The organism is Pseudoxanthomonas sp. CCNWLY206-1 (assembly GCF_039710385.1).
Taxonomy (GTDB): Bacteria; Pseudomonadota; Gammaproteobacteria; order Xanthomonadales; family Xanthomonadaceae; genus Pseudoxanthomonas_A.
The window spans coordinates 1-26,301 of sequence record NZ_JBDKXI010000009.1; the positions used below are offsets into that span (position 1 = coordinate 1).

The 26,301-nt window shown below is 63.0% G+C and carries 26 protein-coding genes; 21 read left to right on the forward strand and 5 right to left on the reverse strand.

What is annotated here, in order from left to right:
• Positions 1–478 precede the first annotated feature (478 nt).
• From AADW18_RS17865 to AADW18_RS17905, 9 genes are all read left to right on the forward strand, one after another.
• Positions 479–826 carry a hypothetical protein gene (locus tag AADW18_RS17865; RefSeq protein WP_337344990.1) on the forward strand — a complete coding sequence of 116 codons (348 nt, stop codon included), beginning with the start codon at positions 479–481 and terminating at the stop codon, positions 824–826.
• 91 nt (positions 827–917) lie between these two features.
• Entirely contained in the window at positions 918–3,137 is a 2,220-nt protein-coding gene (locus AADW18_RS17870; protein ID WP_337344764.1) for a methyl-accepting chemotaxis protein, read from the forward strand.
• Between the two features lie 289 nt (positions 3,138–3,426).
• Positions 3,427–4,338, forward strand: coding sequence for a CheR family methyltransferase (locus tag AADW18_RS17875; RefSeq protein ID WP_337344765.1), 912 nt, complete (start codon positions 3,427–3,429; stop codon positions 4,336–4,338).
• Positions 4,339–4,377: 39 nt separating this feature from the next.
• Positions 4,378–4,980, forward strand: a complete 603-nt coding sequence (gene cheD, locus AADW18_RS17880; protein WP_337344766.1) for a chemoreceptor glutamine deamidase CheD — start codon at positions 4,378–4,380, stop codon at positions 4,978–4,980.
• A 34-nt stretch (positions 4,981–5,014) separates the two neighbouring features.
• The gene (locus AADW18_RS17885; RefSeq protein WP_337344991.1) at positions 5,015–6,082 is read left to right on the forward strand and encodes a chemotaxis response regulator protein-glutamate methylesterase; all 1,068 of its coding nucleotides are present in this window, start codon (positions 5,015–5,017) and stop codon (positions 6,080–6,082) included.
• A 209-nt stretch (positions 6,083–6,291) separates the two neighbouring features.
• Positions 6,292–7,482 (forward strand): methyl-accepting chemotaxis protein, encoded by a 1,191-nt coding sequence (locus AADW18_RS17890; RefSeq protein WP_337344767.1) that lies wholly within the window; start codon positions 6,292–6,294, stop codon positions 7,480–7,482.
• 297 nt (positions 7,483–7,779) lie between these two features.
• Positions 7,780–8,526 (forward strand): histidine kinase, encoded by a 747-nt coding sequence (locus AADW18_RS17895; protein WP_337344768.1) that lies wholly within the window; start codon positions 7,780–7,782, stop codon positions 8,524–8,526.
• A gap of 120 nt (positions 8,527–8,646) precedes the next feature.
• The gene (locus AADW18_RS17900) at positions 8,647–10,293 is read left to right on the forward strand and encodes an EAL domain-containing protein (RefSeq protein ID WP_337344992.1); all 1,647 of its coding nucleotides are present in this window, start codon (positions 8,647–8,649) and stop codon (positions 10,291–10,293) included.
• A 30-nt stretch (positions 10,294–10,323) separates the two neighbouring features.
• Positions 10,324–10,584, forward strand: a complete 261-nt coding sequence (locus AADW18_RS17905) for a GIY-YIG nuclease family protein (protein ID WP_337344769.1) — start codon at positions 10,324–10,326, stop codon at positions 10,582–10,584.
• Positions 10,585–10,754: 170 nt separating this feature from the next.
• Here AADW18_RS17905 and AADW18_RS17910 read toward each other — a convergent pair whose 3' ends face one another.
• The 4 genes from AADW18_RS17910 to flgA form a co-directional block, all read right to left on the reverse strand.
• Complete coding sequence (locus AADW18_RS17910; RefSeq protein ID WP_337344993.1) at positions 10,755–11,927, reverse strand: ATP-binding protein; 1,173 nt, start codon at positions 11,925–11,927, stop codon at positions 10,755–10,757.
• Positions 11,928–12,220: 293 nt separating this feature from the next.
• Positions 12,221–12,571, reverse strand: a complete 351-nt coding sequence (locus tag AADW18_RS17915) for a flagellar protein FlgN (RefSeq protein ID WP_337344770.1) — start codon at positions 12,569–12,571, stop codon at positions 12,221–12,223.
• Positions 12,568–12,876: a flagellar biosynthesis anti-sigma factor FlgM gene (gene flgM / locus AADW18_RS17920; protein WP_337344771.1), complete on the reverse strand. Its 309-nt coding sequence runs from the start codon at positions 12,874–12,876 to the stop codon at positions 12,568–12,570. Before flgM ends, AADW18_RS17915 begins: the two co-directional genes overlap by 4 nt.
• A gap of 200 nt (positions 12,877–13,076) precedes the next feature.
• Positions 13,077–13,727 carry a flagellar basal body P-ring formation chaperone FlgA gene (gene flgA, locus AADW18_RS17925; RefSeq protein ID WP_337344772.1) on the reverse strand — a complete coding sequence of 217 codons (651 nt, stop codon included), beginning with the start codon at positions 13,725–13,727 and terminating at the stop codon, positions 13,077–13,079.
• 277 nt (positions 13,728–14,004) lie between these two features.
• On the opposite strand from flgA, the gene AADW18_RS17930 reads away from it, so the two are divergent.
• From AADW18_RS17930 to flgL, 12 genes are all read left to right on the forward strand, one after another.
• On the forward strand, positions 14,005–14,949 hold the full coding sequence (locus AADW18_RS17930) for a chemotaxis protein (protein WP_337344773.1): 945 nt from the start codon (positions 14,005–14,007) through the stop codon (positions 14,947–14,949).
• A gap of 232 nt (positions 14,950–15,181) precedes the next feature.
• Positions 15,182–15,568, forward strand: a complete 387-nt coding sequence (gene flgB, locus AADW18_RS17935) for a flagellar basal body rod protein FlgB (RefSeq protein WP_337344774.1) — start codon at positions 15,182–15,184, stop codon at positions 15,566–15,568.
• 11 nt (positions 15,569–15,579) lie between these two features.
• Positions 15,580–15,987, forward strand: a complete 408-nt coding sequence (gene flgC, locus AADW18_RS17940; protein WP_337344775.1) for a flagellar basal body rod protein FlgC — start codon at positions 15,580–15,582, stop codon at positions 15,985–15,987.
• Positions 15,988–16,025: 38 nt separating this feature from the next.
• Complete coding sequence (locus tag AADW18_RS17945) at positions 16,026–16,697, forward strand: flagellar hook capping FlgD N-terminal domain-containing protein (RefSeq protein WP_337344776.1); 672 nt, start codon at positions 16,026–16,028, stop codon at positions 16,695–16,697.
• Between the two features lie 49 nt (positions 16,698–16,746).
• Positions 16,747–17,967: a flagellar hook protein FlgE gene (gene flgE, locus AADW18_RS17950; protein WP_337344777.1), complete on the forward strand. Its 1,221-nt coding sequence runs from the start codon at positions 16,747–16,749 to the stop codon at positions 17,965–17,967.
• Positions 17,968–18,177: 210 nt separating this feature from the next.
• Complete coding sequence (locus AADW18_RS17955; RefSeq protein WP_337344778.1) at positions 18,178–18,927, forward strand: flagellar basal body rod protein FlgF; 750 nt, start codon at positions 18,178–18,180, stop codon at positions 18,925–18,927.
• A gap of 112 nt (positions 18,928–19,039) precedes the next feature.
• A complete protein-coding gene (gene flgG / locus AADW18_RS17960; protein WP_337344779.1) occupies positions 19,040–19,825 on the forward strand; it encodes a flagellar basal-body rod protein FlgG in 786 nt (261 codons plus the stop codon).
• Between the two features lie 19 nt (positions 19,826–19,844).
• The gene (flgH, locus tag AADW18_RS17965) at positions 19,845–20,522 is read left to right on the forward strand and encodes a flagellar basal body L-ring protein FlgH (RefSeq protein ID WP_337344994.1); all 678 of its coding nucleotides are present in this window, start codon (positions 19,845–19,847) and stop codon (positions 20,520–20,522) included.
• Positions 20,523–20,533: 11 nt separating this feature from the next.
• On the forward strand, positions 20,534–21,718 hold the full coding sequence (locus AADW18_RS17970; protein ID WP_337344780.1) for a flagellar basal body P-ring protein FlgI: 1,185 nt from the start codon (positions 20,534–20,536) through the stop codon (positions 21,716–21,718).
• Positions 21,718–22,827: a flagellar assembly peptidoglycan hydrolase FlgJ gene (flgJ, locus tag AADW18_RS17975; protein ID WP_337344781.1), complete on the forward strand. Its 1,110-nt coding sequence runs from the start codon at positions 21,718–21,720 to the stop codon at positions 22,825–22,827. The genes AADW18_RS17970 and flgJ overlap by 1 nt, the downstream gene beginning before the upstream one ends.
• 12 nt (positions 22,828–22,839) lie before the next feature.
• Positions 22,840–24,720: a flagellar hook-associated protein FlgK gene (gene flgK, locus AADW18_RS17980; protein WP_337344782.1), complete on the forward strand. Its 1,881-nt coding sequence runs from the start codon at positions 22,840–22,842 to the stop codon at positions 24,718–24,720.
• The gene (flgL, locus tag AADW18_RS17985; RefSeq protein WP_337344783.1) at positions 24,717–25,919 is read left to right on the forward strand and encodes a flagellar hook-associated protein FlgL; all 1,203 of its coding nucleotides are present in this window, start codon (positions 24,717–24,719) and stop codon (positions 25,917–25,919) included. The genes flgK and flgL overlap by 4 nt, the downstream gene beginning before the upstream one ends.
• Positions 25,920–26,087: 168 nt before the next feature.
• Here the strand turns inward: flgL and AADW18_RS17990 are convergent.
• Positions 26,088–26,301 (reverse strand): hypothetical protein (locus tag AADW18_RS17990; RefSeq protein ID WP_337344784.1); only part of this gene is annotated, 214 nt, incomplete at its 5' end.

Sequence of the window (26,301 nt, forward strand, 5' to 3'; positions counted from 1 at the left end):
TGTGCCTTCCGAAAATTCCCACCGGCGACACGCACCCGAAGGGCGCGCCGCCAGGGGCGTGTTTCTTTTGGTTACTTTTCTTTGCACGGGCAAAGAAAAGTGACGCCCGCGGCAGCGCGTAAGTCATCCGCTCCGATGAACTACCGGCGCCAGCGCCAAAAATCCAAAAGGCACAGATGCGCCACCGAGACGCTGACTTTCAGGTCGTGCGCACAGCGCACGCTACGGCTCCGCTCCGGTCCACCGAAACCACGCACACCAGAACGTCACCCCAAAGAAAAATGTGACGCACGTATCAATCACCACCCTCCACCCCTCCCCTTCGGCTTTCGTCCACTCAAGTTCTCGCCCGCCGCGCCGATGAGAGGCATGAGTTCTCCCCTACCGTCCTTCCGTACAAACCGAACATGGAGTTACCACAATGAAAATCGCCTCCGCACTGATCCTGTCGATCGCCGCCGTCGGCGCTGTTGCACTCATGCCCGCCTCGCCCGCCGTGGGCCAGTCGCAGGTCAATAACGCCATTCCCGCCGATATGGCCGTGCGTTTCGCCGGCAAGCCTGGCGTGGTTTGCGGCAAGGTGGGCAAGGCCCGCTTCGCGGAAAATTCCGAAGGCACGCCGACGTTCCTGTACATGGGCGGAAATTTCCCGCGCCATACCTTCACCGCCACCATTCCGGGTGCTGACCGCGCCAAGTTCAAGCCGGCACCGGAAACACTGGAAGGCAAGGACGTGTGCGTGATCGGCGACATCCAGCGCGACAACGCACGCGCGGAAATCGTCGTCAGCTCGCCGTCGAATCTGAAGCTGGCCACGATGCGCTAAGCCGCAACTCCGGCGGGACGCGTGCGTCCCGCCTTTCGGTCGTCCCGATGTGGATGGCGCCAGCCTGCGCCGACGAACAGGAATCGATTTCATGCAGCGGATCAAGAACCTCAAACTGACAACGAAGATGATGTTGGCCTTCGGTGTCGTCCTCGTACTGATGCTCGCCCAGGGCATCTCGGCTTTCTTCGGCCTGAACTCCCTCAATGGCGTTACCTCGGACATGGCGCAGAACACGCTGCCCAGCGTCAAGATCGCCGGGGACCTGCGTGGCCTGCTGGGTGAATACCGCAGCACTGCTTTCACCACCATGGTTCGCGCCAGCGATACCGTGAAAGCCGATGCGCGCACCCGCGCCGGCAAGATCGCCGAACAGATCAACAAGGAAGTGGCCGACTACAAGCCACTGATCCAGTCCGAGAAGGAACGCAAGCTGTACGACACCTTCGTCGCCGACTGGAAGAAAGCGCACCAGTCCTATCAGGACGTTAACGAAATGCTGGAGCTTCAGTTGGAGGACGATGCGATCGACTCCTTCATCGGCGCCACCTATCAGTTGCATGCCAAGGCCTCTGCTTCGCTGGGAAAACTGATCACCGAGGTTGACCGCCAGACGGTCGCCGCTGGCAAGACGGCCGACAGCACCTTCGCGGCATCCAGCACTCTGATTCTCATCATGCTGCTGGCCGGTATCGGTGGAGGCCTGGCACTGGCCTGGTTCTTCGCACGGGCGATCGCCAAGTCGGTCGGCGAGGCGGTGCGCGTAGCCAACGACGTGTCCAACGGCAAGCTGGACGGCAAGATCGATGTCAGCAGCAAGGACGAAGTCGGCCAGTTGATGGCCGCCATGCAGCGCATGCAATCGCAGGTGCAGTCGGTCATCGAGGCCCAGGGCGAGATGGCGACGCGTCATGACGCTGGCGAGATCAGCTACCAGATGGACGAGGCCGCTTTCCCAGGCGACTACGGCCGTATGGTGCGCGATACCAATGCGTTGGTTGCCGCACACATCGCAGTGAAGATGCGCGCGGTGGAAGTCATGCAGCGCTATGCCATCGGCGACCTGTCGGTCGATATGGATCGCCTGCCGGGCGAAAAAGCCAAGATCACCGAGGCGATGGATGCCACCAAGACGAATCTCTCCAACATCAACGCCGAGATCAAGCGCTTGGCGATGGCCGCCGCGGCCGGCGATTTCTCCGTGCGCGGCGATGTGTCGCAATACCAGTACGACTTCCGCGACATGGTCGAGGGCGTCAACCAGTTGATGGAAACCACCGACGAAAACCTGGCCGAGGCTTCCCGTCTGTTGCAAGCCATCGCTCGCGGCGACCTGACCGCGCGCATGGACGGTGATTTCCATGGCGTGTTCGCCCGCATGCGCGACGACGCCAATGCCACCGTGGCTCAGCTGACCGACATCGTCGGCCGCATCCAGGGTGCGTCGGTCTCCATCAACACCGCCGCCGGCGAAATCGCTTCCGGCAACACCGACCTGTCCCGCCGCACCGAACAACAAGCCGCCAACCTGGAAGAAACCGCCGCCTCGATGGAGGAACTGACCTCCACCGTGCGCCAGAACGCTGAATCCGCTCGTCAGGCCAACCAGCTGGCGATCGGCGCCGCTGGCGTCGCCTCGCAAGGGGGCGAAGTGGTCGGCCAGGTGGTCGTGACCATGCGCGAGATCGAGCAGTCCTCCAAGAAGATCGCCGAGATCATCTCGGTCATCGACGGCATTGCCTTCCAGACCAACATCCTGGCTTTGAACGCCGCCGTGGAAGCGGCGCGGGCCGGCGAACAGGGCCGCGGCTTTGCCGTGGTCGCCTCGGAAGTACGCACGCTGGCGCAACGCAGCGCCAATGCGGCCAAGGAGATCAAGGGCCTGATCGAGAACTCGGTGGACAAGGTCGCCGACGGTTCGGCACTGGTGAACAAGGCCGGTCAGACCATGGGCGAGATCGTCGCTTCGGTACAGCGCGTCACCGACATCATGGCCGAGATCAGCGCCGCTTCGCAGGAGCAAAGCGCCGGCATCGAGCAGGTCAACCAGACCATCACCCAGATGGACGAAACGACCCAGCAGAACGCCGCGTTGGTGGAAGAAGCCTCGGCCGCGGCACGCAGCATGGAAGAACAAGCGGCCGAACTGGCGCAGACCGTATCCGTGTTCCAGCTGGCGCACGCGCCGGTCGCGGCAGCCGCCAAGCCGGCAGCTACTTCGCACAAGCCTGCCGCAGCCAAGGCACCGGCCAAGCTCAAGCCCGTGGCCGAGCCTGCACTGGCTGATGGCGACGATTGGCAGGAGTTCTGAGGTACGACGGGAGTACACGTTTTTCCTTCTCCCTCCGGGGTGAAGACATGCGGCCTACGAGCCATTGGCTCGTGCATGTCTGAACGCCCTGCGTACTACGCAGGGCCGGGGTGTGAAGCAAGGTGGCGCGCAGCGACGGATGAGGGAATGGCGTGTCAGCTTGTAGCGAATTCGATGGCGAGTCATTGCCATTCCCTCATCCGCCCTCCGGGCACCTTCTCCCGGAGGGAGAAGGAAACGGCCTCCCCGCCACTGCTACCAGCTAGCAATCCCGTAATTAGAGATCCCGATGTCCGTCACTTCCCGCAGTACAACACCGGCTTTGCCTACACGACGGACTCCGCCCACCTCACCGGCCAGCGATGAACATCGCGCCGCCGGTGAACGTGAGTTCGAATTCGGCGATCGCGATTTTCGCCGCGTCTGCGACCTGATTCGCGAACGTGCCGGCATCGCACTGACCGACGGCAAGCGCGACATGGTCTACGGACGGCTGTCGCGACGATTGCGCGCGTTGGGCCTGCGCAGTTTCCGCGAGTACCTGGATCAGTTGGAGCATGACGGCGGCGACGAATGGCAGGCGTTCACCAACGCGCTGACCACCAACCTGACCTCGTTCTTTCGTGAACCGCACCATTTCGACAAGTTGCGCGAAGAGCTGCACGGCCGCATCAACAATGGTCCGTTGAAACTGTGGTCCTGTGCCTCGTCAACGGGTGAGGAACCCTATTCGATGGCGATCACCGCCTGTGAGGCCTACGGCACGCTCAATCCACCGGTGCGCATCCTCGCTACCGACGTCGACACCCAGGTGCTGGCCACCGGCGAGCGCGGCGTCTATCCGCTGGAACGGATCGCCAGCCTGAGCGAAAACCTTCGCCGCCGCTATTTCCAGCGCGGCACCGGACCGAATGCTGGTTTCTGCCGGGTCAATCAGGCGCTGCGCAACCTGATCGATTTCCGCCAGCTCAATCTGCTGACGCCGCGCTACGACGTGAGTGGTCCGTTCGATGCGGTGTTCTGCCGTAACGTCATGATCTATTTCGACAAGCCCACCCAGCGCGGCATCCTGTCGCGTCTGGTGCCGCACCTGGCCGACGATGGGCTGCTCTACACCGGCCACTCGGAAAATTACCTCCACGCCAGCGACATCATCCAGCCGTGCGGCCGCACGCTGTACCGCCGCGCGGCACGCGCATGAGGACGATCCCATGAGCGTGCTCAAAATGAGCGTGACCCTATGAAAGCTGCTTCCGCGCTCGCCGAAACCGACAGCGTTCTGCGCTATCACGACGCGCGCTTCCAGACGCCTGCCGCCAAGCTGCTGCCCACGCAGTACTTGGTAGTAGATAGCGACATGGCGCTGGTGACGGTATTGGGATCCTGCGTGGCGGCTTGCGTGCGCGATCCGCTGCTCAAGCTGGGTGGCATGAATCACTTCATGTTGCCCGATGGCCAGGTCGGCGATGGTGCGCCCGCACGCTACGGCAGCTACGCAATGGAACTGCTGATCAACGACCTGCTCAAGCGCGGTGCCGCGCGCAACCGGTTGGAAGCCAAGGTTTTCGGTGGCGGCAACGTATTGAAAGGCTTTACCAGCAATCCGGTGGGCACGCGCAACGCTGAGTTCGTCCGCCAGTACCTGGATGCCGAACGCATTCCGGTGGTGGCCGAAGACCTGCGCGGCATCCACCCTCGCAAAGTGTGGTTTTTCCCGCGTACCGGACGCGTGGTGGTCCAACGCATGCCGCACGCCCACGACGCCGAAATTCTGGCGACGGAATCGGCGATCCGTGCACGTCTGTCTAAAGCCCCGGTCACCGGCGGCGTGGAGTTGTTCTGATGGAGCTGTTCTCATGAACCTGGCGTCCAGCAATATGCGCTGCAAAGTATTGATCGTCGACGACTCCGCCGTAGTGCGGCAGTTGCTGACCGAGATCCTCTCGGCCGATCCGGGCATCGAGGTAGTCGGTTCCGCCGCCGATCCGTTGCTGGCGCGCGAGAAGATCAAACGCCTGAATCCCGACGTGATCACGTTGGATGTGGAAATGCCGCGGATGGACGGGCTGGCGTTCCTGGAAAACCTGATGCGATTGCATCCACTGCCGGTGGTGATGATTTCGTCGCTGACCGAACGCGGAGCCGATACCACGCTGCAGGCGTTGTCGTTGGGCGCGGTGGATTTCATTTCCAAGCCCAAGCTCGACGTCGCCAACGGTTTGCAAAGCTATGCCGATGAAATCGTGTCCAAGGTGAAAGCCGCCGCACGCGCCAAGGTGCGCCCGCTGGCGCGGATGAACGCACCCAGGCATAGCGTGGACGCGGTGCTACCCGCCATGCCCGCGGCGTCTTCGCCACGTTTTCGCACCACCGACCGCCTGATCGCGATCGGCGCATCCGCTGGCGGTACCGAAGCATTGCGAGTGGTACTGGAACAAATGCCGGCCGATGCCCCGGCCATCGTGATGACCCAACACATTCCCGCCGGTTTCAGCCGCGCGTTCGCCGATCGTCTGGACCGCCATTCCGCGATGGCCGTGCGTGAAGCCACTGAAGGCGAAGCCATCCTGCCTGGTCACGCGTATCTGCCACCCGGCGGCCGTCACTTGAGCGTGATCCGAGATGGCGCCCGCTGGCGTTGCCGTATCGAAGATGGTCCGGCGGTCAACCGGCATAAACCCGCGGTGGACGTGCTGTTCCGTTCCGTCGCACGCAGTGCCGGGGCGAATGCCATAGGGGCCATCCTGACCGGCATGGGCGACGACGGCGCCCGCGGCCTATTGGAAATCGCCCAGGCCGGGGCACCGACGCTGGTCCAGGACGAAGCCACCAGCGTGGTCTGGGGCATGCCCGGCGCCGCCGTGCGCCTGGGTGCCACGCAGGAAGTCCTGCCGCTGGAACGCATCGCCGAGCGCCTGCTGCAAATGGCGGCGCAGGCGACTTGACAAGGGACATTCTCCTTGTGGGAGTGGTGCCGGCATGCCGGCACCGGTGAGTCGCGACCGGAAACATCAACGTCGCGACTCACGTCGCTCCCACAAGGAAACAGTAAGTCGCTCCAATTCGAACGCGATGTCCTGTTCATCTGATTTCGCGCCTAAAGACAACAACCCTGCGGCCGATACCACAGGTGAGCTTCATAAGAGAACACCCAATGTATTCGCGCATTCTGGTTCGTCTGGCGGCACCCTTCATCCTGACCCTGTTGTTCCCTGTCGCGGTCGCGTCCGATTGGCCGGCGCCGATGCGCTGGGCCATCCTGACCACCATGACATTGGCATGGTTGATCTTCGCGTTCCTGTCGGTATGGAGCGCGCATCACCCCTCGGCCGAACAGGCCAAGGTGATCCGCGAACAGGATTCGTTACTGACGGATCTGCGCCGCTTCGTCAACAACGAGATCGAAGGTTCGCGCCATGAGATCGACCGCGCTCGCGAACTGATCCGCGAGGCCGTCAACGGCCTGGGCCAGAGCTTCGACGCAATGAGCCGCAAGTCGCGCGAGCAGAGCTCGGTGGTGTCGCGCATCGTCGATCGCAATGGCGATGGCGACCGTGCCGGCGTGGACGTGGCGCGTTTCGCGCAGAACGCCAGCCAGCGCATGGAACAGCTGGTGGAAGCACTGGAACAGGTCAGCGGCCAGAGCACCACCACCGTGCACCACATCGATGAGATGGCGCAGCACCTGGACGGCATCTTCTCGTTGCTGGAAGACGTCAAATCGATCGCCGACCAGACCAACCTGCTGGCACTGAACGCTGCTATCGAGGCTGCTCGCGCAGGCGAAGCCGGCCGCGGTTTCGCGGTAGTGGCCGACGAAGTGCGCAACCTGTCCGAGCGCTCTACCGCCTTCAACGAACAGATCCGCAAGCTGGCGCACAGTTCCAAGGAATCCATCTCCAAGGTCCGCGACACGGTTTCGCACATGGCTTCGCGCGATCTGGACCGTTCCCGCGAAGCGCGCGGCGAAGCGGCGAACATGCTGAACCAGGTCGCGGCCATCAACGCCTCGCTGGGCGACGGCATGCGCGAAATATCGCAGTGCGGCCACGCCATCGATGCCAGCGTCGCCGAAGCGGTTCGCGCCTTGCAGTTCGAAGATATCGCCACGCAATCGCTGGGCAGCGCGGTAACTCATCTGGACCGCCTGACCGCCATCAACCGCGAAGCGGTCGCACTGCAAGAACTGCTGAACCGCAGCGGCGGCACCGTGGATCACGAACTGCTGTCCGCATTGCGCCATGTCGGCAACCGCCTGCGCGACCAGCGCGGCGAATGGGAACGCCCGCCGCACAAGCCCGTCGCACAACAGAACATGGGTGCAGGTACGGTCGAGTTGTTCTGACGGTACCGGGGCCGGGGCAGCCGCGGGGGCGGCTGCCCCGGCCTTTTTTGTTGCCCTGTTTTGTCCTTGTATTTTTTGCCTTTATGTTTTTGCCCTTAATGTTTTTGCCCTTGTAGGAGCGGCGTCCCGCCGCGAGCTTTTGCTGTCAGATAGCGATAGCAGCGAAGAGCTCGCGGCGGGACGCCGCTCCCACAACAGCAAAGACCGCCCCCGGCAAACCACATCGTCTACGTTTCACGCGTCGTCTGGCTTGGCTGGCATACTGAGACCGCCTGCCCGCGAGACGACTGCTCCACGATGACTTCGCCGTTGCCTGGAACTCCATCCTCTTCCCCTGGACTGCCCTCGCCGGACGGATCCCTGCACGAGTTGGAATGGCACGTCTGCCTGCGCCAACTATCCATACTGCACGAAGCCGACCGCCACACCGCCGCTCGGGCACTGCACAACCAGATCGGCCAGGCGGTATCCGCCATCAAGATGTCGGCCCACCTGACCCTGGATGAAGCCGACGCGACCCAGCGCCGTGAAGACCTGCTGGAAATCATCCGCATCGCCGATGACACCGTGGCGCAACTGCGGGATCTGCATGCCCTGCTCCACCCGCCGCAACTCGAAAGCCTGGGGCTGGAAGCCGCATTGCGCGCTGAAGCCGAGCGACTGTCGGCAACCTCGCCCGCGCGCGTGGCGCTGGACATCGACGCGCTGCCACAGCGGCCCGCGGCGGAAATCGAACTGACCGGCTTTCGCATCATCCAGCAGTTGCTGCGGCAAGCTGCCGCCACCGGTTCCCCATCGCACATCTTCCTGCAACTGCGGGACGAGGAAGACAATCTGCGCTTACGGCTGGAGCTTGATCAGCCTGCTCCTGATCAGCCTGCCCCGGATACGCGGCTGTTGCGTACATGGGCGACGGCCGTGCATGGCGATCTGGGCATCGACGTCTTGCCCGGCGTAGGTATCCGCTTCGAACTTCGCCTACCCTATGCGCTGCCGGATATGCCGCCGGAAGCCGTCACGCCTGTTCACGCTCCCGCTGACTGAACCGCCCTTCCCCGATCCGCATTTGTCCACTCCACATTGATCCATCCCACATTGAATCCGCAAACTCCCCTGCCGAGCCACCTACCGCGACTGGGCGCCGGCGAACCTGGGCTGAACCGGATGGTCGAGGCCGCTGTCGGTGGCGGCACGCCGTTGATGCTGCTCTACATCGATATCGATCACTTCCGTTCGGTCAACGAAAACATGGGCGTGGAAGTGGGCGACCAGGCCATGGCCTTGATCGCCGAGCGGCTACGGCAGGTGGTGGGACCTGACGTGCACCTGTGGCGTCATGGCAGCGACGAATTCGTGGTGGCCGCGCCGCGTACGCTGACCACGCTATCGCCGGAAAACTTTGGCGATTACCTGCGCGAGCAGATCGAACTGCCGATGTCGGTGCTGCCCTACACGCTGTTCCTCACCGGCACGATTGGCATCGCCCTGTGCCCGGAACACGCCGACACCGCCACGGAGCTGCTGCATCGCGCCGAAAGCGCGGTCGATCAGGCCAAGCATGAAGGCATGAACCTGGTGCGCCTGTACCGCCAGGGCGCGACGGTCAGCGGACGCAGCGACAGCATCATCGCCCGCCAGATCGTCAACGCCATCGCCAACGACGAACTGCGCCTGCTGTACCAGCCGCAGATCAACGCCCATGACGGCCGTGTAGTCGGCATGGAAGCACTGCTGCGCTGGTATTCGCCCGGGCTGGGCATGCTGGTGCCGGAACGCTTCATGCACATGGCCGAAAAGCTGGGCGTGATCGTGCAGATCGGCGACTGGGTGCTGAAGAAAGCCTTCCAGCAGGCGCGCGTCTGGCGCGATTGGGGCTTCGACGATTTCGAGATCGCGGTCAACGTCTCCACGCTGCAACTGTTGCGCCCCAGCTTCGTCGCCGAGGTGCTGGAAGCCATGCAGGAGGCCGGCATTCCATCGCAGATGGTAGTGCTGGAAGTACGCCAGAACGCGCTGGCCAATGACACCAATCTTGTCCATCGCACGCTGGCCAACCTGCACCGCGAAGGCGTGCGGTTGACCCTGGACGATTTCGGCATGGGCGACTCCAACCTGGACTCGCTGATCCGTTTTTCGGTGGACAAGATCAAGATCGACCGCAGCTTCGTCAAAGGTGTGCCGACCAGCAATCGCGAGGTCGCGATCACTTGCGCCATCATCGCCATGGGCCATCAGCTGGGCATGAAGGTCATCGCGCACGGCGTGGAAAACGACGTGCAGCTGGGCTTTTTGCGGCGCAATCAATGCGACATGTTCCAAGGCCATCTGTTCGGCGAGCCGATGTCGGCCGAAGAAGCCGGCGCGGTGCTGCGCCGCCGCTACCTGCGCACGCAGGCTTTCGCCGCCACCAAGCCAGACCGCACGTTGCTGCTGCTGGACGACGAAGAAAACATCCTGCGTTCGCTGGTGCGGCTATTCCGCCGCGATGGGTATCGCATCCTGGCCGCCAGCAACGTCAACGACGCATTCGAGCTGCTGGCCACCAACCACGTGCAGGTCATCCTGTCCGATCAGCGCATGTCCGACATGAGCGGCACCGAGTTCCTGGGCCGCGTGCGCATGCTGTATCCGGATACAGTCCGCCTGGTGCTGTCGGGCTACACCGACCTGGCGACCGTGACCGAAGCGATCAACCGCGGAGAGATCTATCGCTTCCTGACCAAACCCTGGAGCGACGACGATCTGCGCGAACACATCCGCCAGGCGTTCACCGCCTACGAGAACCAACCCCATCACCGCACGCTTGGCTGAGAACCTGTCCACGATCCTGCTGCGCTCGCGATGAAAACCATGAAGGCCTGGTACCTGTACTTGATCGAGTGCCGCGGCGGCGCGTACTACGCCGGCATCGCCGTTGATGTTGAAGCGCGATATCAGGCACACGTCAACGGCACCGGCGCCAAGTACACCCGCGCCAATCCGCCTGTGCGTCTGTTGGCCAGCAAGGCATATCCCGACCACAGCGCCGCTGCGCGTGCGGAGTGGGAACTTAAGAAGCTGCCGCGGGCGAAGAAACTGGATTATTTCGATGCTTCCTTGTAGGAGCGACGTAAGTCGCTGGCCGTGCAAAGCGGCATCTCGAATCGCGCGAGAAATTCAACGGCGACCGAAAACCGCAACGTGTGGGAGCGACGTGAGTCGCGATGGGGCTCTACCGGTGAAGCCCCATCGCGACTTACGTCGCTCCTACATGGGAACAAGGCGACTAAGCTTCAAACGTCGCTACGGCCAGGCTGCCGGATCGGCAAGGTAATACGGAAGCACGAGCCTTCGCCTGGAGTGCTGCGCACCTCGATGCGACCGTTGTGCTTCTTGACGATGCCGTAGGAAATCGACAGACCCAGACCCGTGCCGCTGCCCACCGGTTTGGTGGTGAAGAACGGGTCGAAGATGCGTTGCTGGATGTCTTCCGGAATACCGTCGCCGGTGTCCTCGATTTCCAGCCAGACTTCATCCGCCGCCGCACCGGTAGTCAGCGTGATCTTGCCGCGCTCCTTGATGGCGTGGCCGGCGTTGAGCAGGATGTTCATGAACACCTGGTTGAGCTCGGACGGCAGGCATTGCACGAGCGGCAGCTTGCCGTAGCGCTTTTCCAGGGTGACCTTGTACTTCAGCTCGTTCCAGATGATGTTGATGGTGGAATCCAGGCCTGCGTGCAGGTCGGTCGATTTCCACGAATCTTCGCGTCCGGAATAAGAGAAGTCCTTGAGATTGCGGACGATCTGCGTCACCCGCTCAATGCCTTCCCGGGATTCGGCCATCAGCTGCGGCAGATCGCCGCTGATGAAGTCGATGTCGTAGCGCGCACGCATGTCGTCGATCTCCGGCAGCAGCGCCTTGGGATCGGGCGCACGCAGCGCGCGTTCGTACATCTCGATCAACGAAAACAGGCTGTGCAGATATTCCTGCAACGAACCCAGATTCGAATGCACATAGCCGATGGGATTATTGATTTCGTGCGCGACACCGGCGGCCAACTGACCGATCGATGCCATCTTCTCCGACTGCAGCAGCTGTTCCTGGGTGCCGGCCAGGCGCACCAGGGTTTGGCGCAGCTGCGCATGGCGCCGTTGGAGTTCCTGCTGACGCGCGTGCGCTTCGCTCACGTCATGGAACAGCACCAGGCAGTAACCGCCGGCGGCCGTCTGGTGCAGATAGACCCGCACCTGCAGGATGCGGCCATCGTCGAAAGCCAGGTCGCCGTTCCAGCTGCCGGTCTGCCGGGCGACCAGCCGGGCTTGCGCGGGGATCAGGTCCACCAACGCCTGCAGCGGTTCATCGGCGTCAGGCACCAGTGCGCGGGCGGCGGAATTGGCGTGCAACGGGCGCCTCATGCCCTGGCACAGCAGCACACCATCGTCCATCAGCTCGCTAAGCGCCCGCATGTCCTCGAACGACGGACTGTCCGCTAGACGGTCGCTGGCCGCGGGATGGGGAAGGGGGACGCTCACGAGTGTGCCTGTGGATTGACGCTGCTTGCCGAAGCGGCAGTATCCGCAACCGCTTCAGGCGCGGCAAGCGACGGCGTCGCGTTTTTGACGCTGGGCCGGGAGGAATCGGGAATCGGGAATCGGGAATCGGGAATCGGGAATCGGGAGCCGGGAGCCGGGAGCCGAAAGGCTGTTGCTTTGCCTCCCCCTTTTTTTAAAGGGGGACTGAGGGGGATTTGCTTTTGCTTTCAGACGACCGCAAGCGGCCGCGTGGCCTTCATGGTATTGGTCTGGCCATGGGCATCGTAGGCCCCGGCGCTTTCACTGCGGCCCAGGTGGCGCAGCGCCCAGTTGACCTCGCGGCGGCGGCGGGCCAGCAGTGCGCCATTGGCGTGGTTGGCCTCGGCCAACGCGGACAGTCGCGATTCGAAATCGGCCGGCACGGCAGAGGGTGCAAGTTTTTCGATCGAGCGCAAAGACTCGAGCTTTTCCTGGGTGGAACGGATCAGCGCTTCCACGTCGTGCTCCAGGATCGCGCGTCGCTCCTCATCGAGGGCGGCGGCCAGGCGATCCAGCGACTGGTCCAGGACCGCGCTCATGCGCCCAGCTTGCTTTCCAGGTCGAGCATGCGGTCGGCAATCGCTTCCGCATTGACTTTGTAGGTACCGGCTTGCAGTGCTTCGCGGATGGACTGCACACGGGCGGTGTCGACGGCCGAAGCCGAGGACAGCTCACGCTGCATGGCTTGCAGGCTGGACGCTTCACCGGTCAGGCGCAGGCTGTCGCCGCCTTCACTGGCTTCCACCGGCCGCGAACGGTCGGCACCGGAAGTCGCCACGCGACCTCCCACGGGCCCGGTGCTACGGAGAGCGGCCGGAGGTGTGCCTTCGATTTTCTGGCTCATAAGGAGTTCTACCTATTGCCTGTAACGGGATTCATTGAGGTTATCGGCGACGGTGGCGGAACCTTTAGTGACCGATCGCACAATTTCACAATAACGCTGCGGAGTACTGCAGCCCTTTCCACCCACATCCGGTATCGGCGCCAGGGGAAAGAACTTTAGGGCCATGTTCGAGAGGGCCATGCTCGAGAAGTCGAGCATGTTTATCGACTCACCCAGATGTCGCCGCCGGGGCCGACGGTACCTTGGACCACGCGACGGGATGAGAGGTTTTCCACCATCACCCGCTCGTTCTCGCCAGCATCGCCCAGGGCCTTCCCGGCCATTCGCACTTCCAACCCGCCACGGCGGGAAACCAGCGCGACGTTGTCGCCACGGCGAATCAGGCGCGGCGCGACCAGATCACCGGAGCTCAGCACCGTGCCCGCCGAAAGTGTACGTCGTGCCACCTGCCCCACCGCCTGCGCGGGATCGGCGATCGCCGCACCCACGATGCGACTGGCGTCGCGGGTCTCAGTGACGAAAGCATCGGCAGTGATCGGTTGCCCGGCGCCCACGCCCCGGCTCAACACGAGGACCGTCTGGCTGCGGCGAATGCGAACCGGCACGAACAATCGCCAGCCCGCGGCCTGCGGACAGCTGACCTCCACCGAGTTGGAGCCGTTGACGCGTGCACTGAGCGCTTCCTGGCAGCGCGGCAACCGTAAAGCGGGATCAAGCGTCGCTTCTGCCTCGGCCCCCGGCGTCAGCGCACCCAGCACGGCGGTCTTGATCGAATCCACCGATTGGAAATCCACCGCTGCAACGGCGAACGCCATCAACAGCCCGGCCAAGGCAATCGCAAAACGCAGCATGGGCGGTCTCTGTCGGTTCATTGGCGAAAGAGGATGCAAGCGGCGTACCAGAGTCAGTGCTCTTCGCCGTTGAGCCCTTGCTGTTTTCGCCGTTGAACCCTTGCTGCTGTAGGAGCGGCGTCTCGCCGCGAGCTCTCGGTGGCAGATCGCGATAAAGCTGAAGAGCTCGCGGCGGGACGCCGCTCCTACAACAGCAAAAGCGTTCGACGCCTCCTCAAATCCCCCTCCCCATCGCCGTTGGCCTCAAGTGCCACCGCCGACAGCCGATATCCCGTCCATGACTGAAGACCTGCTCAACCGCATCGACCAGCGGACCCGTCTGGCCGGCCACAACCGGCTCGCCCTGCTCCTGTTCCGCCTGGGCGGGCGTCAGCTTTTTGGCGTCAACGTCTTCAAGGTGCAGGAGGTCCTGCGCCGTCCGCCCCTGTTCCAACTGCCCGGCTTGCCTGCTGAGTTCACCGGCGTAGCGGACGTGCGCGGGCGCTCCATTCCGGTGCTCGACCTGGGCTTGAGCATCCGCCACCCGGAACGCGATCCCGACCCGGCGCACGCACCCAATTACCTGGTGGTCACCGAATTCAACCGCTCCGTGCAGGGGTTCCTGGTCAGCGGCGTGGAACGCATCGTCAATATCGCGGTGGAAGACATCCATCCACCACCGGAACTCGGCGCCGAAAGCAGCTATCTCACCGCGGTGACGCGTTTCCAGGGCGAGTTGATCCAGGTGATCGACGTCGAAAGCGTGCTGGCGGATATCTCGCAGGCACGCATGGATGCTCCGCTGGCGCCAGAGATGGCGCTGCCCAGCGACGCCCCGCAACTGCAGGTATTGGTGGTGGACGATTCACGCGTGGCGCGTTCGCAGATCCGTAGCGTGCTGGAACAACTGGGCGTTACCGCGACCCTGCTTTCCGATGGCCGCCAGGCGCTGGACCATCTCTTGCAGATACACGCCGGCGGCGAGAACCCCGCCGAGCGCTATGCGATGGTGATTTCGGATATTGAGATGCCGGCGATGGACGGCTACACCCTGACGACGGAAATCCGTCGCCACCCCGGCTTAGCCAACCTGTACGTGCTGCTGCATACCTCCCTGTCGGGCGTTTTCAACAATGCCATGGTGGAACGCGTGGGCGCCAACGCCTTCGTGGCCAAGTACAGCCCGCATGAGTTGGCTGAACATGTATTGCACCGACTCCATCAGGTGATTGCAGCAGCCTGACGCACCAAAATCCGCATTAGGGTGGGCCCGCGCCTCGCGATGGCACCGGCACTCGATCGCAATGAGGCCGTCGCAACGGCAGGCGATAGCGAATAGCCGCAACAACGCTTCTGGCGGGAGCGCCCACGGGTGCGGAGCTTTTGCATCACCGGCTTCGCAGACATGGCCCGCTTCCCGCCACCTCTGGCACAAGCCTTGCAGCGCCCCTGGCAACGGTTTGCCGGAGCGTGCCATGTCCAACCCGATTTCCTCTTATCTAGGTGTCCATGCGGCCGCCCTGCCGCTGCGTGAGCAGCGCATGCAGCTGATCGCCAGCAATCTGAGCAACGCCGACACGCCTAACTACAAGGCCAAGGACATCGACTTCCAGGCTGCCTTGGAGAAGGCATCCAAGGCCGCCGAGCCGCTGGACATCACCAACGAGCAGCATCTGTCCGGGCTGCAAGGGCTCAGCCAGATTTTCGAACGCGCCGGCGTGCAACCCAGCCTGGATGGCAACACCGTCGACGCCGACACCGAGCGCGCCGCCTACGGCCGCGCCGCCCTGGAATACCGCGCCTCATTGAGTTTCATCGAATCCAAGGTGCGGACCATGCTGACCGCCATTACCGGCCAATAAGGGGCGACATCATGAGCAATCTTCCTATCTTCGATATCGCCGGTTCCGCGCTGCAAGCGCAGTCCGTGCGGTTGAACACCATCGCCAGCAACCTGTCCAACGCCGACTCCATCGCCTCCTCGCCGGAAGCGGTCTACAAGCCCATCGAACCCATATTCCAGGCGCGTCAATTGTCTCAAGACGGCTCGCTGACATCGGTGCAGGTCAAGGAAATCTCGCAGAGCGACGCACCTCCAATCAAACGCTACGAACCCGGACATCCGATGGCCGACGCCGACGGTTATGTCTATGCGCCGGATGTGGATCCGGTGGCACAGATGGTGAATCTGATTTCAGCCTCGCGCGGTTATCAGGCCGGCGTGGAAGTGTTGAACACCGCCAAGGAACTGGCGCTGGCCACGCTGTCGATGGGCCGCTGACGCGTTAACAGGCCCCAACTAATGTCCGGACACCGCCCATGACCACCATCCCCAGCGATCTTCTTTCCAACACGACCACCAACACCCCGGCGGCCAAGAAGCCCGAGACCCTCGGCCAAGCGGATTTCATGCGCTTGATGACCGAACAGCTGAAGCATCAGGATCCGTTGAAGCCGCTGTCCAACAGCGAGTTCATTGGCCAGCTGGCGCAGTTTTCCACCGTACAGGGCATTGGCGATCTCAATACCGCTGTGAAAGGTTTTGGTGAGGCGCTAACGGGCGACCAGGTGCTGAAAGGCGCATCGCTGGTAGGCCATGCCGTATTGATTCCTTCGGAAAAACTGGCGCTCGCCGCCAGCGGCAACACCACCGGCGTGGTGATGGCGCCCAGCCCCGGCACCACGCGCGTGGAGATCACCGATGCCAGTGGCGTAGTGGTCAAGAAGATTGAAATAGATGTCGAAGCCAAGGGCGAAGCGAACTTCGCCTGGGATGGGCTGAACGCCAAGGGCGAACGCATGCCCGCCGGCACTTATTCCATCAAGGCGACTCACACCGACGCCAGTGGCACCGCCACCGCGCTCAACACCTACGTCGATGCCACCGTCGAAAGCGTGACGATCGGTTCCGACGGGCTGTACCTCAACCTGCCGGGCCTCGGCACCGCACCGCTCGACTACGTGCTGCGCATCGGCAAGTCGGCTTCCTAGTCAACTCTCATCCACGCCACCTCACCTCGCATTTCGCAAGGAGTACTTCATGGCTTTCAATAGTTCGCTCTCCGGCATGAAGGCGGCCAACGCCGACCTCAATGTCACCTCGCACAACATCGCCAACGTCAGCACCACCGGTTTCAAGGAGTCGCGCGCGGAGTTCGCCGAAGTGTTTTCCACCACGGGTTATGGTCTGTTGCGTAACGGCATCGGCGCTGGCGTGCGGCTGACCAATGTCGCCCAGCAGTTCTCGCAGGGCGACATCAACCAGACCGGCCGCTACCTGGACCTGGCGATCGATCAGGAAGGCTTCTTCACCGTCAGCAACAACGGTAGCAATGTCTATACGCGCGCCGGTAATTTCCAGCGCGATGCCAACGGCTTCGTCACCACGCCGGACGGCTACCGCCTGCAGGTATTCCCGCCACGCGCGGACAATTCCGGCTTCGACACCGGCAGCATGGTCGATCTGCAACTGCTGACCACCGATAGCCCGCCCAGCCCGACCACGGAAGTGAACCTGGGCGTGACGCTGCCAGGCAATGCCGCGCAGCCGACCATCACGCCGTTCAATCCGGCCGACAGCAGCACCTATAACGAAACCACGTCGGTCACCGTCTACGACTCACTGGGTGTGGCGCACACGCAGTCGGTGTACTACGTGAAGACGCCCAACCCCAACGAGTGGCAGGTCAACGTGTACGTGGACGGCACCTCGATGGGCGCGGCGACCACAGTGCAATTCGATAACAACGGCGCGCTGACCGCACCGGCCACCGGCCAGATCACCCTGGCACCGTTCACGCCCACCACCGGCGCCGGCGTGTTGAACATGACACTGGATATCAGCGGCACCAATCAGTACGGCGAAGTCTTCGCCAAGAACGATCAGCGTCAGGATGGTTTTGCCAGCGGCAAGCTCAACGAGTTCAGCGTATCGCCGGAAGGCGTGGTGTACGCGCGCTATTCGAATGGCGTGGACCGCGCCGTCGGCCAAGTTGCACTGACCAACTTCACCAACCCGCAAGGCCTGGTGTCGCAAGGCAACAACACCTGGACGCACAGTTTCGCCTCGGGCGAACCGCGCACCGGTGCGCCGGGCACATCGGATTTCGGCCAGGTGTCGTCGGGTGCCTTGGAAGCTTCCACCGTCGACCTGACCGAGCAACTGGTCAACATGATCGTGGCGCAGCGTAATTTCCAGGCGAATTCGCAGATGCTGTCGACGCAGGACCAGGTGACTCAGACGGTGATCAACATTCGTTGATGAAGCGGGAATGGGGAATAGGGAATGGACGAACCCCCTTTAAAAAAGGGGTGGGCGCCGCAGGCGACCGGGGGATTTGCTCTTCGCGCGAACAGCAAATCTCCCTCGGTCCCCCTTTTTCAAAGGGGGAGGAAAAAGCAAAACCCCGATTACCGAATATCCGTCACCTGCTCCTTTCCTTGCCGACCATCAAACTCACGGATAAACCCCATGGACAAAGCACTCTACGTCGCCATGACCGGCGCCCGCGCTTCTCTGCAGGCGCAAGGCACGGTGTCGCACAACTTGGCCAATGTGGATACCAAGGGCTTCAAGGCAGCGCTGGCCGGCACTGAGGCTTTCCGCATCCAAGGCGAAGGTTTCCCGTCGCGCGTGGACGCGATGCTGATCGATCCGGGTTTCGATTCGCGTACCGGTTCGCAGATGGCTACCGGGCGTTCGCTGGACGTTTCGCTGCAGCAGAACCGCTGGTTGGCGGTGCAGGCCGCGGACGGCAGCCAGGCCTATACGCGCAATGGCGAACTCAGCGTGACGCCCAATGGTCAGTTAGTGACCGCCAGCGGCCGCCCGGTGCTGGACGACAACGGCAATCCCATCGCCGTGCCACCGGCGCAGTCCATCGATATCGGCGCCGACGGCACCGTTTCGATCATCCCGCAAGGTGAAGGTCCGCAGACGATGGCGGTCGTGGGACGGATGCGGATCGTCGATGCGGCCCCGCAGCAGCTCGCCCGCGGCGCCGATGGCCTGATGCGCCCCGTCGACCCGCAGACCCCGCCCGCACAAGCCAACGGCAACAACCTGACCGTCGGCGTGCTGGAAGGCAGCAATGTCGACGCCGCCGGCGCACTCGTGCAGATGATCCAGCTGCAGCGTCAATTCGAGATGCAGGTCAAGGTGATTCGCAGCGGCGATGAGATGGCGCAGTCGTCGAACAGTTTGCTGAGGCTGGGTGGTTAAGCGGGACTTCCAGCGCCGGAATTCCGCCCATCCCTTTGGCACAGGACTTGCTGCTGAGAAAGCAAAGCTGCTCACCGTCATTCCCCACCGCTTCACCACACAGGAGCCACCAATGAATCAAGCACTCTGGGTCGCCAAGACCGGGCTGGATGCGCAGCAGACGCGCATGTCGGTGGTCTCCAATAACTTGGCGAACACCAACACCACCGGCTTCAAGCGCGATCGCGCCAGCTTCGAGGATCTGCTGTATCAGCAGGTACGTCAGCCGGGCGGTTCGACGTCGCAGCAGACGCAGCTGCCGTCCGGCCTGCAACTAGGCACCGGCGTGCGCGTGGTGTCGACATCCAAGGACTTCCAGCAAGGCAATCCGCAGCAGACCGGCCGCTCGCTTGACGTGATGGTCAACGGCCGCGGCTTTTTCGAAGTGCTGCTGCCTGACGGCACGCCCGCCTACACGCGCGACGGCTCTTTCCAGATCAACGCCCAGGGCGAACTGGTCACCAACAGCGGCTATCCCGTGCAGCCCGGCATCCAGGTGCCGGAAGGCGCGCAGTCGATGACCATCGGCAACGACGGCACCATCAGCGTGACCATGGCCGGCGAAGGGCAAGCATTGGAAATCGGCGCGTTGACGCTCACTGATTTCGTCAATCCGTCGGGCCTGCAAGCCAAGGGCGAAAACCTGTACGTGGAAACTACCGCATCGGGTCCCGCTCAGAACGGCACGCCCGGCCTCAACGGCCTGGGCAGCGTCGTGCAGGGCGCGCTGGAGGGCTCCAACGTCAACGTGGTGGAAGAGCTGGTCAGCATGATCGAGACCCAGCGCGCCTACGAAATGAACGCCAAGGCCATTTCCACCACCGACTCCATGCTCGGTTACTTGAACAACAACGTCTGAGGCACCGGTGAAAAATCCCATCCTGCTCATCATCATTCTCACCGTCTCCACGCTGGCGCTCAGCGGCTGCGCGCGTTCGTTCGGCGATGTGCGTCCGTACGCGCCGATGACGCCGATCCAACCGGTCATGGCGCCGCAGGAACAAGCCACCGCCGGCGCTATCTATCGCGCCGGCCCCGGCCTGAGCCTTTACTCCGATCGCCGCGCGCGCAATGTCGGCGATCTGCTGACCATCAATTTGATCGAGAACACCACGGCGCAGACCACCGCCACCACCTCGGTGGACAAGACCAGCGAAATCACCATGGCAGCGCCGAACATCGCCGGCGCGCCGCTGACCTACAACGGGCGCGACTTGCTCAGCGCGTCGGTCAATGGCGACCGCGGCTTCAATGGCAACGGACAAAGCGCACAGAGCAATCGGTTGCAAGGCAGCTTGACCGTCACCGTCATCCAGCGCCTGCCCAACGGCAATCTTGTCGTGCAGGGCCAGAAGAACATGCGTCTGAATCAAGGCGACGAGCTGGTGCAGATTCAGGGAATCGTGCGCCCGGCCGATATCGGTACCGACAACAGCATCTCGTCCAGCAAGGTGGCCGATGCCCGCATCGCCTACGGCGGCCGCGGCGCAATAGCGCAATCCAACTCGATGGGTTGGCTGGGCCGGTTCTTCAATTCGCCGATCTATCCGAACTAAGGGGAATCGCGATGGACAGCATCGACAGGAAAATGGCACCCGGCACCCGGGAACCCGAGAAGAAAGCCCACGGACTCGACGGGGCGACTTTCTGGGGCGGCCTGGCCTGGCTGATCATCGCGCTGCTGTGCCTCGCGCCGTCCGCGCGCGCGGAACGCATCAAGGATCTGGCTCAAGTCGGCGGCGTACGCAGCAATCCGCTGGTGGGCTACGGTCTGGTGGTGGGTCTGGATGGCACGGGCGACCGCACCAGCCAGGCGCCCTTCACCGTGCAGAGTTTGAAGAACATGCTGGGCGAACTGGGCGTCAACATTCCGGCCAATGTCAATCCGCAATTGAAGAACGTCGCGGCGGTGGCGATCCATGCCGACCTGCCCGCCTTCGCCAAGCCCGGGCAACCGATCGACATCACCGTCTCTTCCATCGGCAACGCCAGTTCGTTGCGCGGTGGCAGCCTGCTGATGGCACCGTTGCGCGGCGCCGACGGCGAGGTCTACGCCATTGCACAAGGCAATCTGGTGGTCGGCGGTTTTGGTGCGCAGGGCCGCGATGGCTCGCGCATTTCAGTTAATACGCCCAGCGTGGGCCGCATTCCCAATGGCGCCACGGTCGAGCGCGCGGTTCCCGATGCTTTTGGCGGCGGCGATACCATCACCCTCAATCTGCATCAGGCGGACTTCACCACGGTTTCGCGGATGGTGTCGGCGCTGGATCAGAGTTTCGGCGCCGGCAGTGCCTACGCGGTGGACGCCGTGACGGTCGCAGTACGCGCTCCCGCGGATCAGAACGCACGCATCGGTTTCATGGCGCGGGTGGAAAGCCTGGAGCTGACGCCCGGCACGGCAGCAGCCAAGGTCATCGTCAACGCGCGTACCGGCACGGTGGTGATCGGTTCGCAGGTGAAAGTCATGCCGGCGGCGGTAACGCACGGCTCGTTGACGGTCAGCATCACCGAATCGATCGACGTCAGCCAGCCCAATGAATTCTCGCGCGGCGGCCAGACCGTGGTCACGCCGCAGTCGTCGGTGTCGGTCACTGCCGAAGGCAACCGCATGTTCAAGTTCGAAGGCGGCACGACGCTGGATGAAATCGTCCGCGCCGTGAACGAAGTCGGCGCCGCGCCAGGCGACCTGATCGCGATCCTGGAAGCGCTGAAACAAGCTGGCGCCCTGCGCGCGGAGCTTGAGGTCATCTGATGGCCGCGCCGGTTAATAGCCTGCTTTCGAACAGCTTGGCGTCGAACAGCCTGACGCGGCCTTCGCTGCCGCTGGCCGATGCCGCTGGCAAGCCGGACCGCGCGCGCATCCAGGAAGTCGCCAAGCAACTCGAAGGCCAGTTCGCGCAGATGCTGATCAAGTGCATGCGCGATGCGAGCTTCGGTGATTCGCTGTTTCCCGGCGAAAACCAGACGTTCCGCGACATGTATGACCAGCAGCTCGCCAAGGCGATGACGCAAGGCAAAGGCATGGGCCTGGCGCCGATGATCGCGCGCCAGTTGGGTGGTGGCGAAGCGCCGGCACCTGCCGCTACGCCGAGTAGTTACGGCTTATCCGAATACCGTCGCATGTTGCCGTCGACGGAAACCGGCCAAATGCTGGACGCAATTGCCGGCCGTAGCGGCAATGCGTCGGATGCCTCTGAAGCCAGTGGCGACAACCTGCCGCTCACATTGAAGCAATTGACGATTCCGGAGCCGGACGCCTGCGAGCAAGTGGAATCAGTGGGCAAAGCCGATCCGCAGAAGTACGCGCGCAACACGCCCGAACGTTTCGTCGCCGAAGTCTGGAACCATGCGGAGAAAGCGGCCAAGGAACTTGGCGTCGATCCGCGTGCCCTGGTCGCCCAGGCCGCCCTGGAGACTGGCTGGGGCCGTCGCGGCATCCAGCGCAACGATGGCGGTAGCTCCAACAACCTGTTCGGTATCAAGGCGACCGGTTGGAAGGGCGACCGTGTGCGCACCGGCACCCACGAATACACCAACGGCGTGAAGCATTCGGAAACCGCCGAGTTCCGCGCCTACAACTCGCCCGCCGAAAGCTTCGCCGACTATGTGCGACTGTTGAAGAACAATCCGCGCTATCAGCAGGCGCTGGCGGCAGGCAAAGACATCCATGGTTTTGCCAAGGGCCTGCAAAAGGCCGGCTACGCCACCGATCCGTCGTATGCCAACAAGATCGCGTCCATTGCCAACGGCCCCACGCTTGGCAAGGTGCTGTCGGCCATGCGTTCGGTGGCCACCACAGCATTGGATACCGCCGTGGCGTCGGCAGCGGGCACCACACAGCGCAACACCCTGCACCGTTGATGAGGAACTGAAATGTCGAATCTTCTCGCCACCGGCAGCAGCGCCCTCATCGCCTTCCAGCGAGCGCTTTCCACGGTCAGCCACAACGTAGCCAACGTCAACACCGAAGGCTATTCGCGCCAGCGCACGGAATTCGCCGCACGCGACGCCACCTTCTATGGCCATGGCTTCCAGGGTACCGGCGTCCAGATCGTCGACATCAAGCGCATGGCCGATTCGCTGGCCACGGCGCGGCTGTTGGACAGCGGTGGCGAACTCAGCCGCCTGCAACAGATGTCGGTACTTTCCAGCCGCATGGACAGTCTGTTTTCCGAGAAAGCCACCGGCATCACCGCGCCGTGGTCGGGCTTTTTCGACTCGGTCAGCGCGTTGTCTTCCAACGCATCGTCGTCCGCCGATCGCCAGAGCATGCTGGCCCAGGCCAACGCGCTGGTGACCCGTTTCAATCAGATCGACAAGCATCTGGATGGTCTGAACGACGAGGTCAACAACGGCCTGGTCGCCGGCACCAGCGAAGTCAATCGCCTGGCCGCAGAAATCGCGCAGCTCAACGGCAAGATTGGTGGCAACGTCAACGCATCGGCGGACCTGCTGGACCGTCGTGATCAACTGATCAGCCAGCTGGTCAGCTACACCGGCGGCAACGCAGCGACGCAGGATGGTGGCCAGGTCAATGTCTTCACCGCCGGCGGACAACCGCTGGTGGTGGGCGCCACGGCCAGCAAGCTGGTGACCCTCGCCGACCCTTACCGTCCGGAACGCCTGCAGGTAGCGCTGGAAACCAACGGCATACGCACCAGCCTGGACAATCGCGCCATGGGCGGGCAGATGGGCGGACTGATGGAATTCCGCAGTACGGTGCTGGATCCGGCCGTCGCCGAATTGGGCCGCATTGCGGTATCGCTGGCGGAAACCTTCAATCAGGGCCATGCCGCCGGCATGGACCTGTATGGCCAGATGGGCGGCGATTTCTTCAATCTGACGCCGCCGCGGATCACCTCGCATTCCGGCAACGGCGGCAATGCCGTGCTGCAAACATCACTGGGCGATCTGAGTGCGTTGAACGCACAGAATGTGCTGCTGCGTTTCGATGGCAGTGCGTGGAGCGCCACTCATCCGCAAACCGGCGCTGCGATCCCGCTCACCGGCACCGGTACCGCCGCCGATCCGCTGGTGGTGAACGGCGTGGAAGTGGTGCTGGCCTCCGGTACGCCGGCGGCGAACGATCGTTTCCTGCTGCAACCGACCGCGGGTGCGGCCGGCACTCTATCGCTAGCCATCACCGATCCCAGCCGCATCGCCGCCGCCACGCCGATCAAGGGCAGCGTCGATCTGACGAACCTCGGCAGCGGCAAGCTCAGTGGACTGAAAGTCACCGACGCCAGCAACGCCAATCTGCTGACGCCGGTGGATATCGAATTCATCGATGCCACCCAGTACACCGTCGGCGGCACCGGCCCGTTCACCTACACCGCCGGACAGACCATCAGCTACAACGGCTGGAGCCTGGCGCTGGATGGCGCGCCAAGGGCCGGCGACACCTTCACCGTGTCGGCCAATGGCGCCAATTCCAGCGACAACGGCAACGCCAAGTTGCTGGCCAATCTGGACGACGCGCGCGCTTTGAACGGCGGCACACTCACACTCAATGGCGCCGTCGCTGGCTTGACGACCAGCGTGGGCTCGGCCGCGCGCCAAGCCGACTACTCCGCTGAAGCGCAGCAGGTGATCCATGACCAGGCGCAAGCGGCACGCGACAGTATTTCCGGCGTGAATCTGGATGAAGAAGCCGCGGACCTGATGCGCCTGCAACAGGCGTATCAAGCCGCCGCGCAGATCATCTCCACCGCCGACAGCTTGTTCCAATCCCTGCTCAACGCGGTGCGCCGATGACCTATCGAATCTCCACCGGCATGATGTACCAGCAATCGATCAGCTCGATGCTGGCCAAGCAGGCGAAGCTGGCGCATACGCAGCAGCAGCTTTCCACCAGCCAACGACTGATCACCGCCAAGGACGATCCGGTCGCAGCCGGCACCGCCGTCGGCCTGGACCGCGCGGTGGCCGAACTGGAGCGCTTCGCACAGAACGCCAATGCGGTGCAAAACCGGCTGGGGCTGCAAGAAAACGCGCTGACGCAAGTCGGCGATGCGATGGCCCGCATCAACGAACTCGCCGTGCAAGCCAACAACGCTGCGCTGGGTGACGACAGCCGCGCCGCCATCAGCACGGAATTGAAGGCGATCCACGCCGGGCTGCTGGACCTGGCCAATAGCACCGACGGCGCCGGACGTTATCTGTTCGGTGGCACCGACGACGGCGGCGCACCGTTCGCTATTACTGGCGGCGGCGTGTTGTACAGCGGCAACCAGACCCAGCGCCAAGTCGAAGTGGCACCGGACATGTTCGTTTCGGACACCATACCCGGCAGCGAGATCTTCATGCGTCTGCGCACCGGCGATGGCCGTGTCGACGCGCATCCCGAGGCAGGCAACACCGGCACGGGCTTGCTGATGGATTTTGGTGTGACCGATTCCAGCGCTTGGACCGGCGGCAACTACCGTATCGAGTTCACCGCCACCAATGCCTACGAAATCCGCGATGGCAGCAATGCGGTGATCGCCACCGGCGCGTATACCAAAGGAGGAAGCATCGCCTTCGCTGGCGTGCAGATGAAGATCGACGGCAATCCGGCGGCAGGCGACGCGTTCGAGATTGGCCCTTCGACCACGCGCGACATCTTCGCCACCGTGCAGAACATGATCACCACGTTGGAAAGCAATCCCACCACTCCCGCACAGCGCACCGCGATGCAGAATGGTTTGCAGACGGCAATGCGCGATGTCGCCACCGCCCAAGGCCGGATGATCGACGCCCGCGCCAGCGGCGGCGCCCAATTGTCGGCGATAGACACCGCCGCCGAACTGCGCGACGCCAATGCCGTGACCTACAAAGGCACCCTGTCCACCCTGCGCGACCTGGATTGGGCCGAAGCCATCGGCCGCTACAACATGGAAAACACGGCACTACAGGCCGCGCAGATGGTCTTCACCCAGATGCAGTCGCTATCGCTGTTCAAGCTGATGGGGTGATGGATACAAATCCCGCGTGGGAATGACGGCTTTCAACAGCCGAATGGCTGGTCAAGTCGCGACGTTGATGCCTCAGGTCGCGACTTGAACGTGTTACCCGCACCCAATATCCGCAACCGCCAAAGAGTTCAATTGCTGTCCTTGTTCAAACCCCGCAGGCAGGCTTGCCTACTGCGGGGATTTTTTTGCCTGCTTAGCGGGGAGCGAATCGACGTAGAGCGGAGCTTGCTCCGCTGCTGTTTTCCCGTGCACGCGGATCGGAGAGCAGCCGAGCAAGCTCGGCTCTACGCAACGAGGTTTAGTAGCCAAATGGCGGTTCAGATCGTGACCGAAAACATCATGGCCGCAACGCACCGATTCAAGCCCGCCCTGATGGCAGTCG

What these genes read in the sequence shown, in the direction of transcription:
- AADW18_RS17875 (WP_337344765.1), top strand. Translation starts at nt 3,427, where the DNA reads ATGTCCGTCACTTCCCGCAGTACAACACCGGCTTTGCCTACACGACGG.
- AADW18_RS17890 (WP_337344767.1), top strand. Translation starts at nt 6,292, where the DNA reads ATGTATTCGCGCATTCTGGTTCGTCTGGCGGCACCCTTCATCCTGACC.
- flgM (WP_337344771.1), bottom strand. Translation starts at nt 12,876, where the DNA reads ATGAGCCAGAAAATCGAAGGCACACCTCCGGCCGCTCTCCGTAGCACC.
- AADW18_RS17915 (WP_337344770.1), bottom strand. Translation starts at nt 12,571, where the DNA reads ATGAGCGCGGTCCTGGACCAGTCGCTGGATCGCCTGGCCGCCGCCCTC.
- AADW18_RS17970 (WP_337344780.1), top strand. Translation starts at nt 20,534, where the DNA reads ATGGACAGCATCGACAGGAAAATGGCACCCGGCACCCGGGAACCCGAG.
- flgC (WP_337344775.1), top strand. Translation starts at nt 15,580, where the DNA reads ATGAGCAATCTTCCTATCTTCGATATCGCCGGTTCCGCGCTGCAAGCG.
- flgL (WP_337344783.1), top strand. Translation starts at nt 24,717, where the DNA reads ATGACCTATCGAATCTCCACCGGCATGATGTACCAGCAATCGATCAGC.
- AADW18_RS17895 (WP_337344768.1), top strand. Translation starts at nt 7,780, where the DNA reads ATGACTTCGCCGTTGCCTGGAACTCCATCCTCTTCCCCTGGACTGCCC.
- flgJ (WP_337344781.1), top strand. Translation starts at nt 21,718, where the DNA reads ATGGCCGCGCCGGTTAATAGCCTGCTTTCGAACAGCTTGGCGTCGAAC.
- AADW18_RS17865 (WP_337344990.1), top strand. Translation starts at nt 479, where the DNA reads ATGCCCGCCTCGCCCGCCGTGGGCCAGTCGCAGGTCAATAACGCCATT.
- flgE (WP_337344777.1), top strand. Translation starts at nt 16,747, where the DNA reads ATGGCTTTCAATAGTTCGCTCTCCGGCATGAAGGCGGCCAACGCCGAC.
- cheD (WP_337344766.1), top strand. Translation starts at nt 4,378, where the DNA reads ATGAAAGCTGCTTCCGCGCTCGCCGAAACCGACAGCGTTCTGCGCTAT.
- AADW18_RS17910 (WP_337344993.1), bottom strand. Translation starts at nt 11,927, where the DNA reads ATGCGGGCGCTTAGCGAGCTGATGGACGATGGTGTGCTGCTGTGCCAG.
- AADW18_RS17955 (WP_337344778.1), top strand. Translation starts at nt 18,178, where the DNA reads ATGGACAAAGCACTCTACGTCGCCATGACCGGCGCCCGCGCTTCTCTG.
- AADW18_RS17930 (WP_337344773.1), top strand. Translation starts at nt 14,005, where the DNA reads ATGACTGAAGACCTGCTCAACCGCATCGACCAGCGGACCCGTCTGGCC.
- flgB (WP_337344774.1), top strand. Translation starts at nt 15,182, where the DNA reads ATGTCCAACCCGATTTCCTCTTATCTAGGTGTCCATGCGGCCGCCCTG.
- flgK (WP_337344782.1), top strand. Translation starts at nt 22,840, where the DNA reads ATGTCGAATCTTCTCGCCACCGGCAGCAGCGCCCTCATCGCCTTCCAG.
- flgG (WP_337344779.1), top strand. Translation starts at nt 19,040, where the DNA reads ATGAATCAAGCACTCTGGGTCGCCAAGACCGGGCTGGATGCGCAGCAG.
- flgA (WP_337344772.1), bottom strand. Translation starts at nt 13,727, where the DNA reads ATGCTGCGTTTTGCGATTGCCTTGGCCGGGCTGTTGATGGCGTTCGCC.
- AADW18_RS17900 (WP_337344992.1), top strand. Translation starts at nt 8,647, where the DNA reads ATGGTCGAGGCCGCTGTCGGTGGCGGCACGCCGTTGATGCTGCTCTAC.
- AADW18_RS17905 (WP_337344769.1), top strand. Translation starts at nt 10,324, where the DNA reads ATGAAAACCATGAAGGCCTGGTACCTGTACTTGATCGAGTGCCGCGGC.
- AADW18_RS17945 (WP_337344776.1), top strand. Translation starts at nt 16,026, where the DNA reads ATGACCACCATCCCCAGCGATCTTCTTTCCAACACGACCACCAACACC.
- AADW18_RS17885 (WP_337344991.1), top strand. Translation starts at nt 5,015, where the DNA reads ATGCGCTGCAAAGTATTGATCGTCGACGACTCCGCCGTAGTGCGGCAG.
- AADW18_RS17870 (WP_337344764.1), top strand. Translation starts at nt 918, where the DNA reads ATGCAGCGGATCAAGAACCTCAAACTGACAACGAAGATGATGTTGGCC.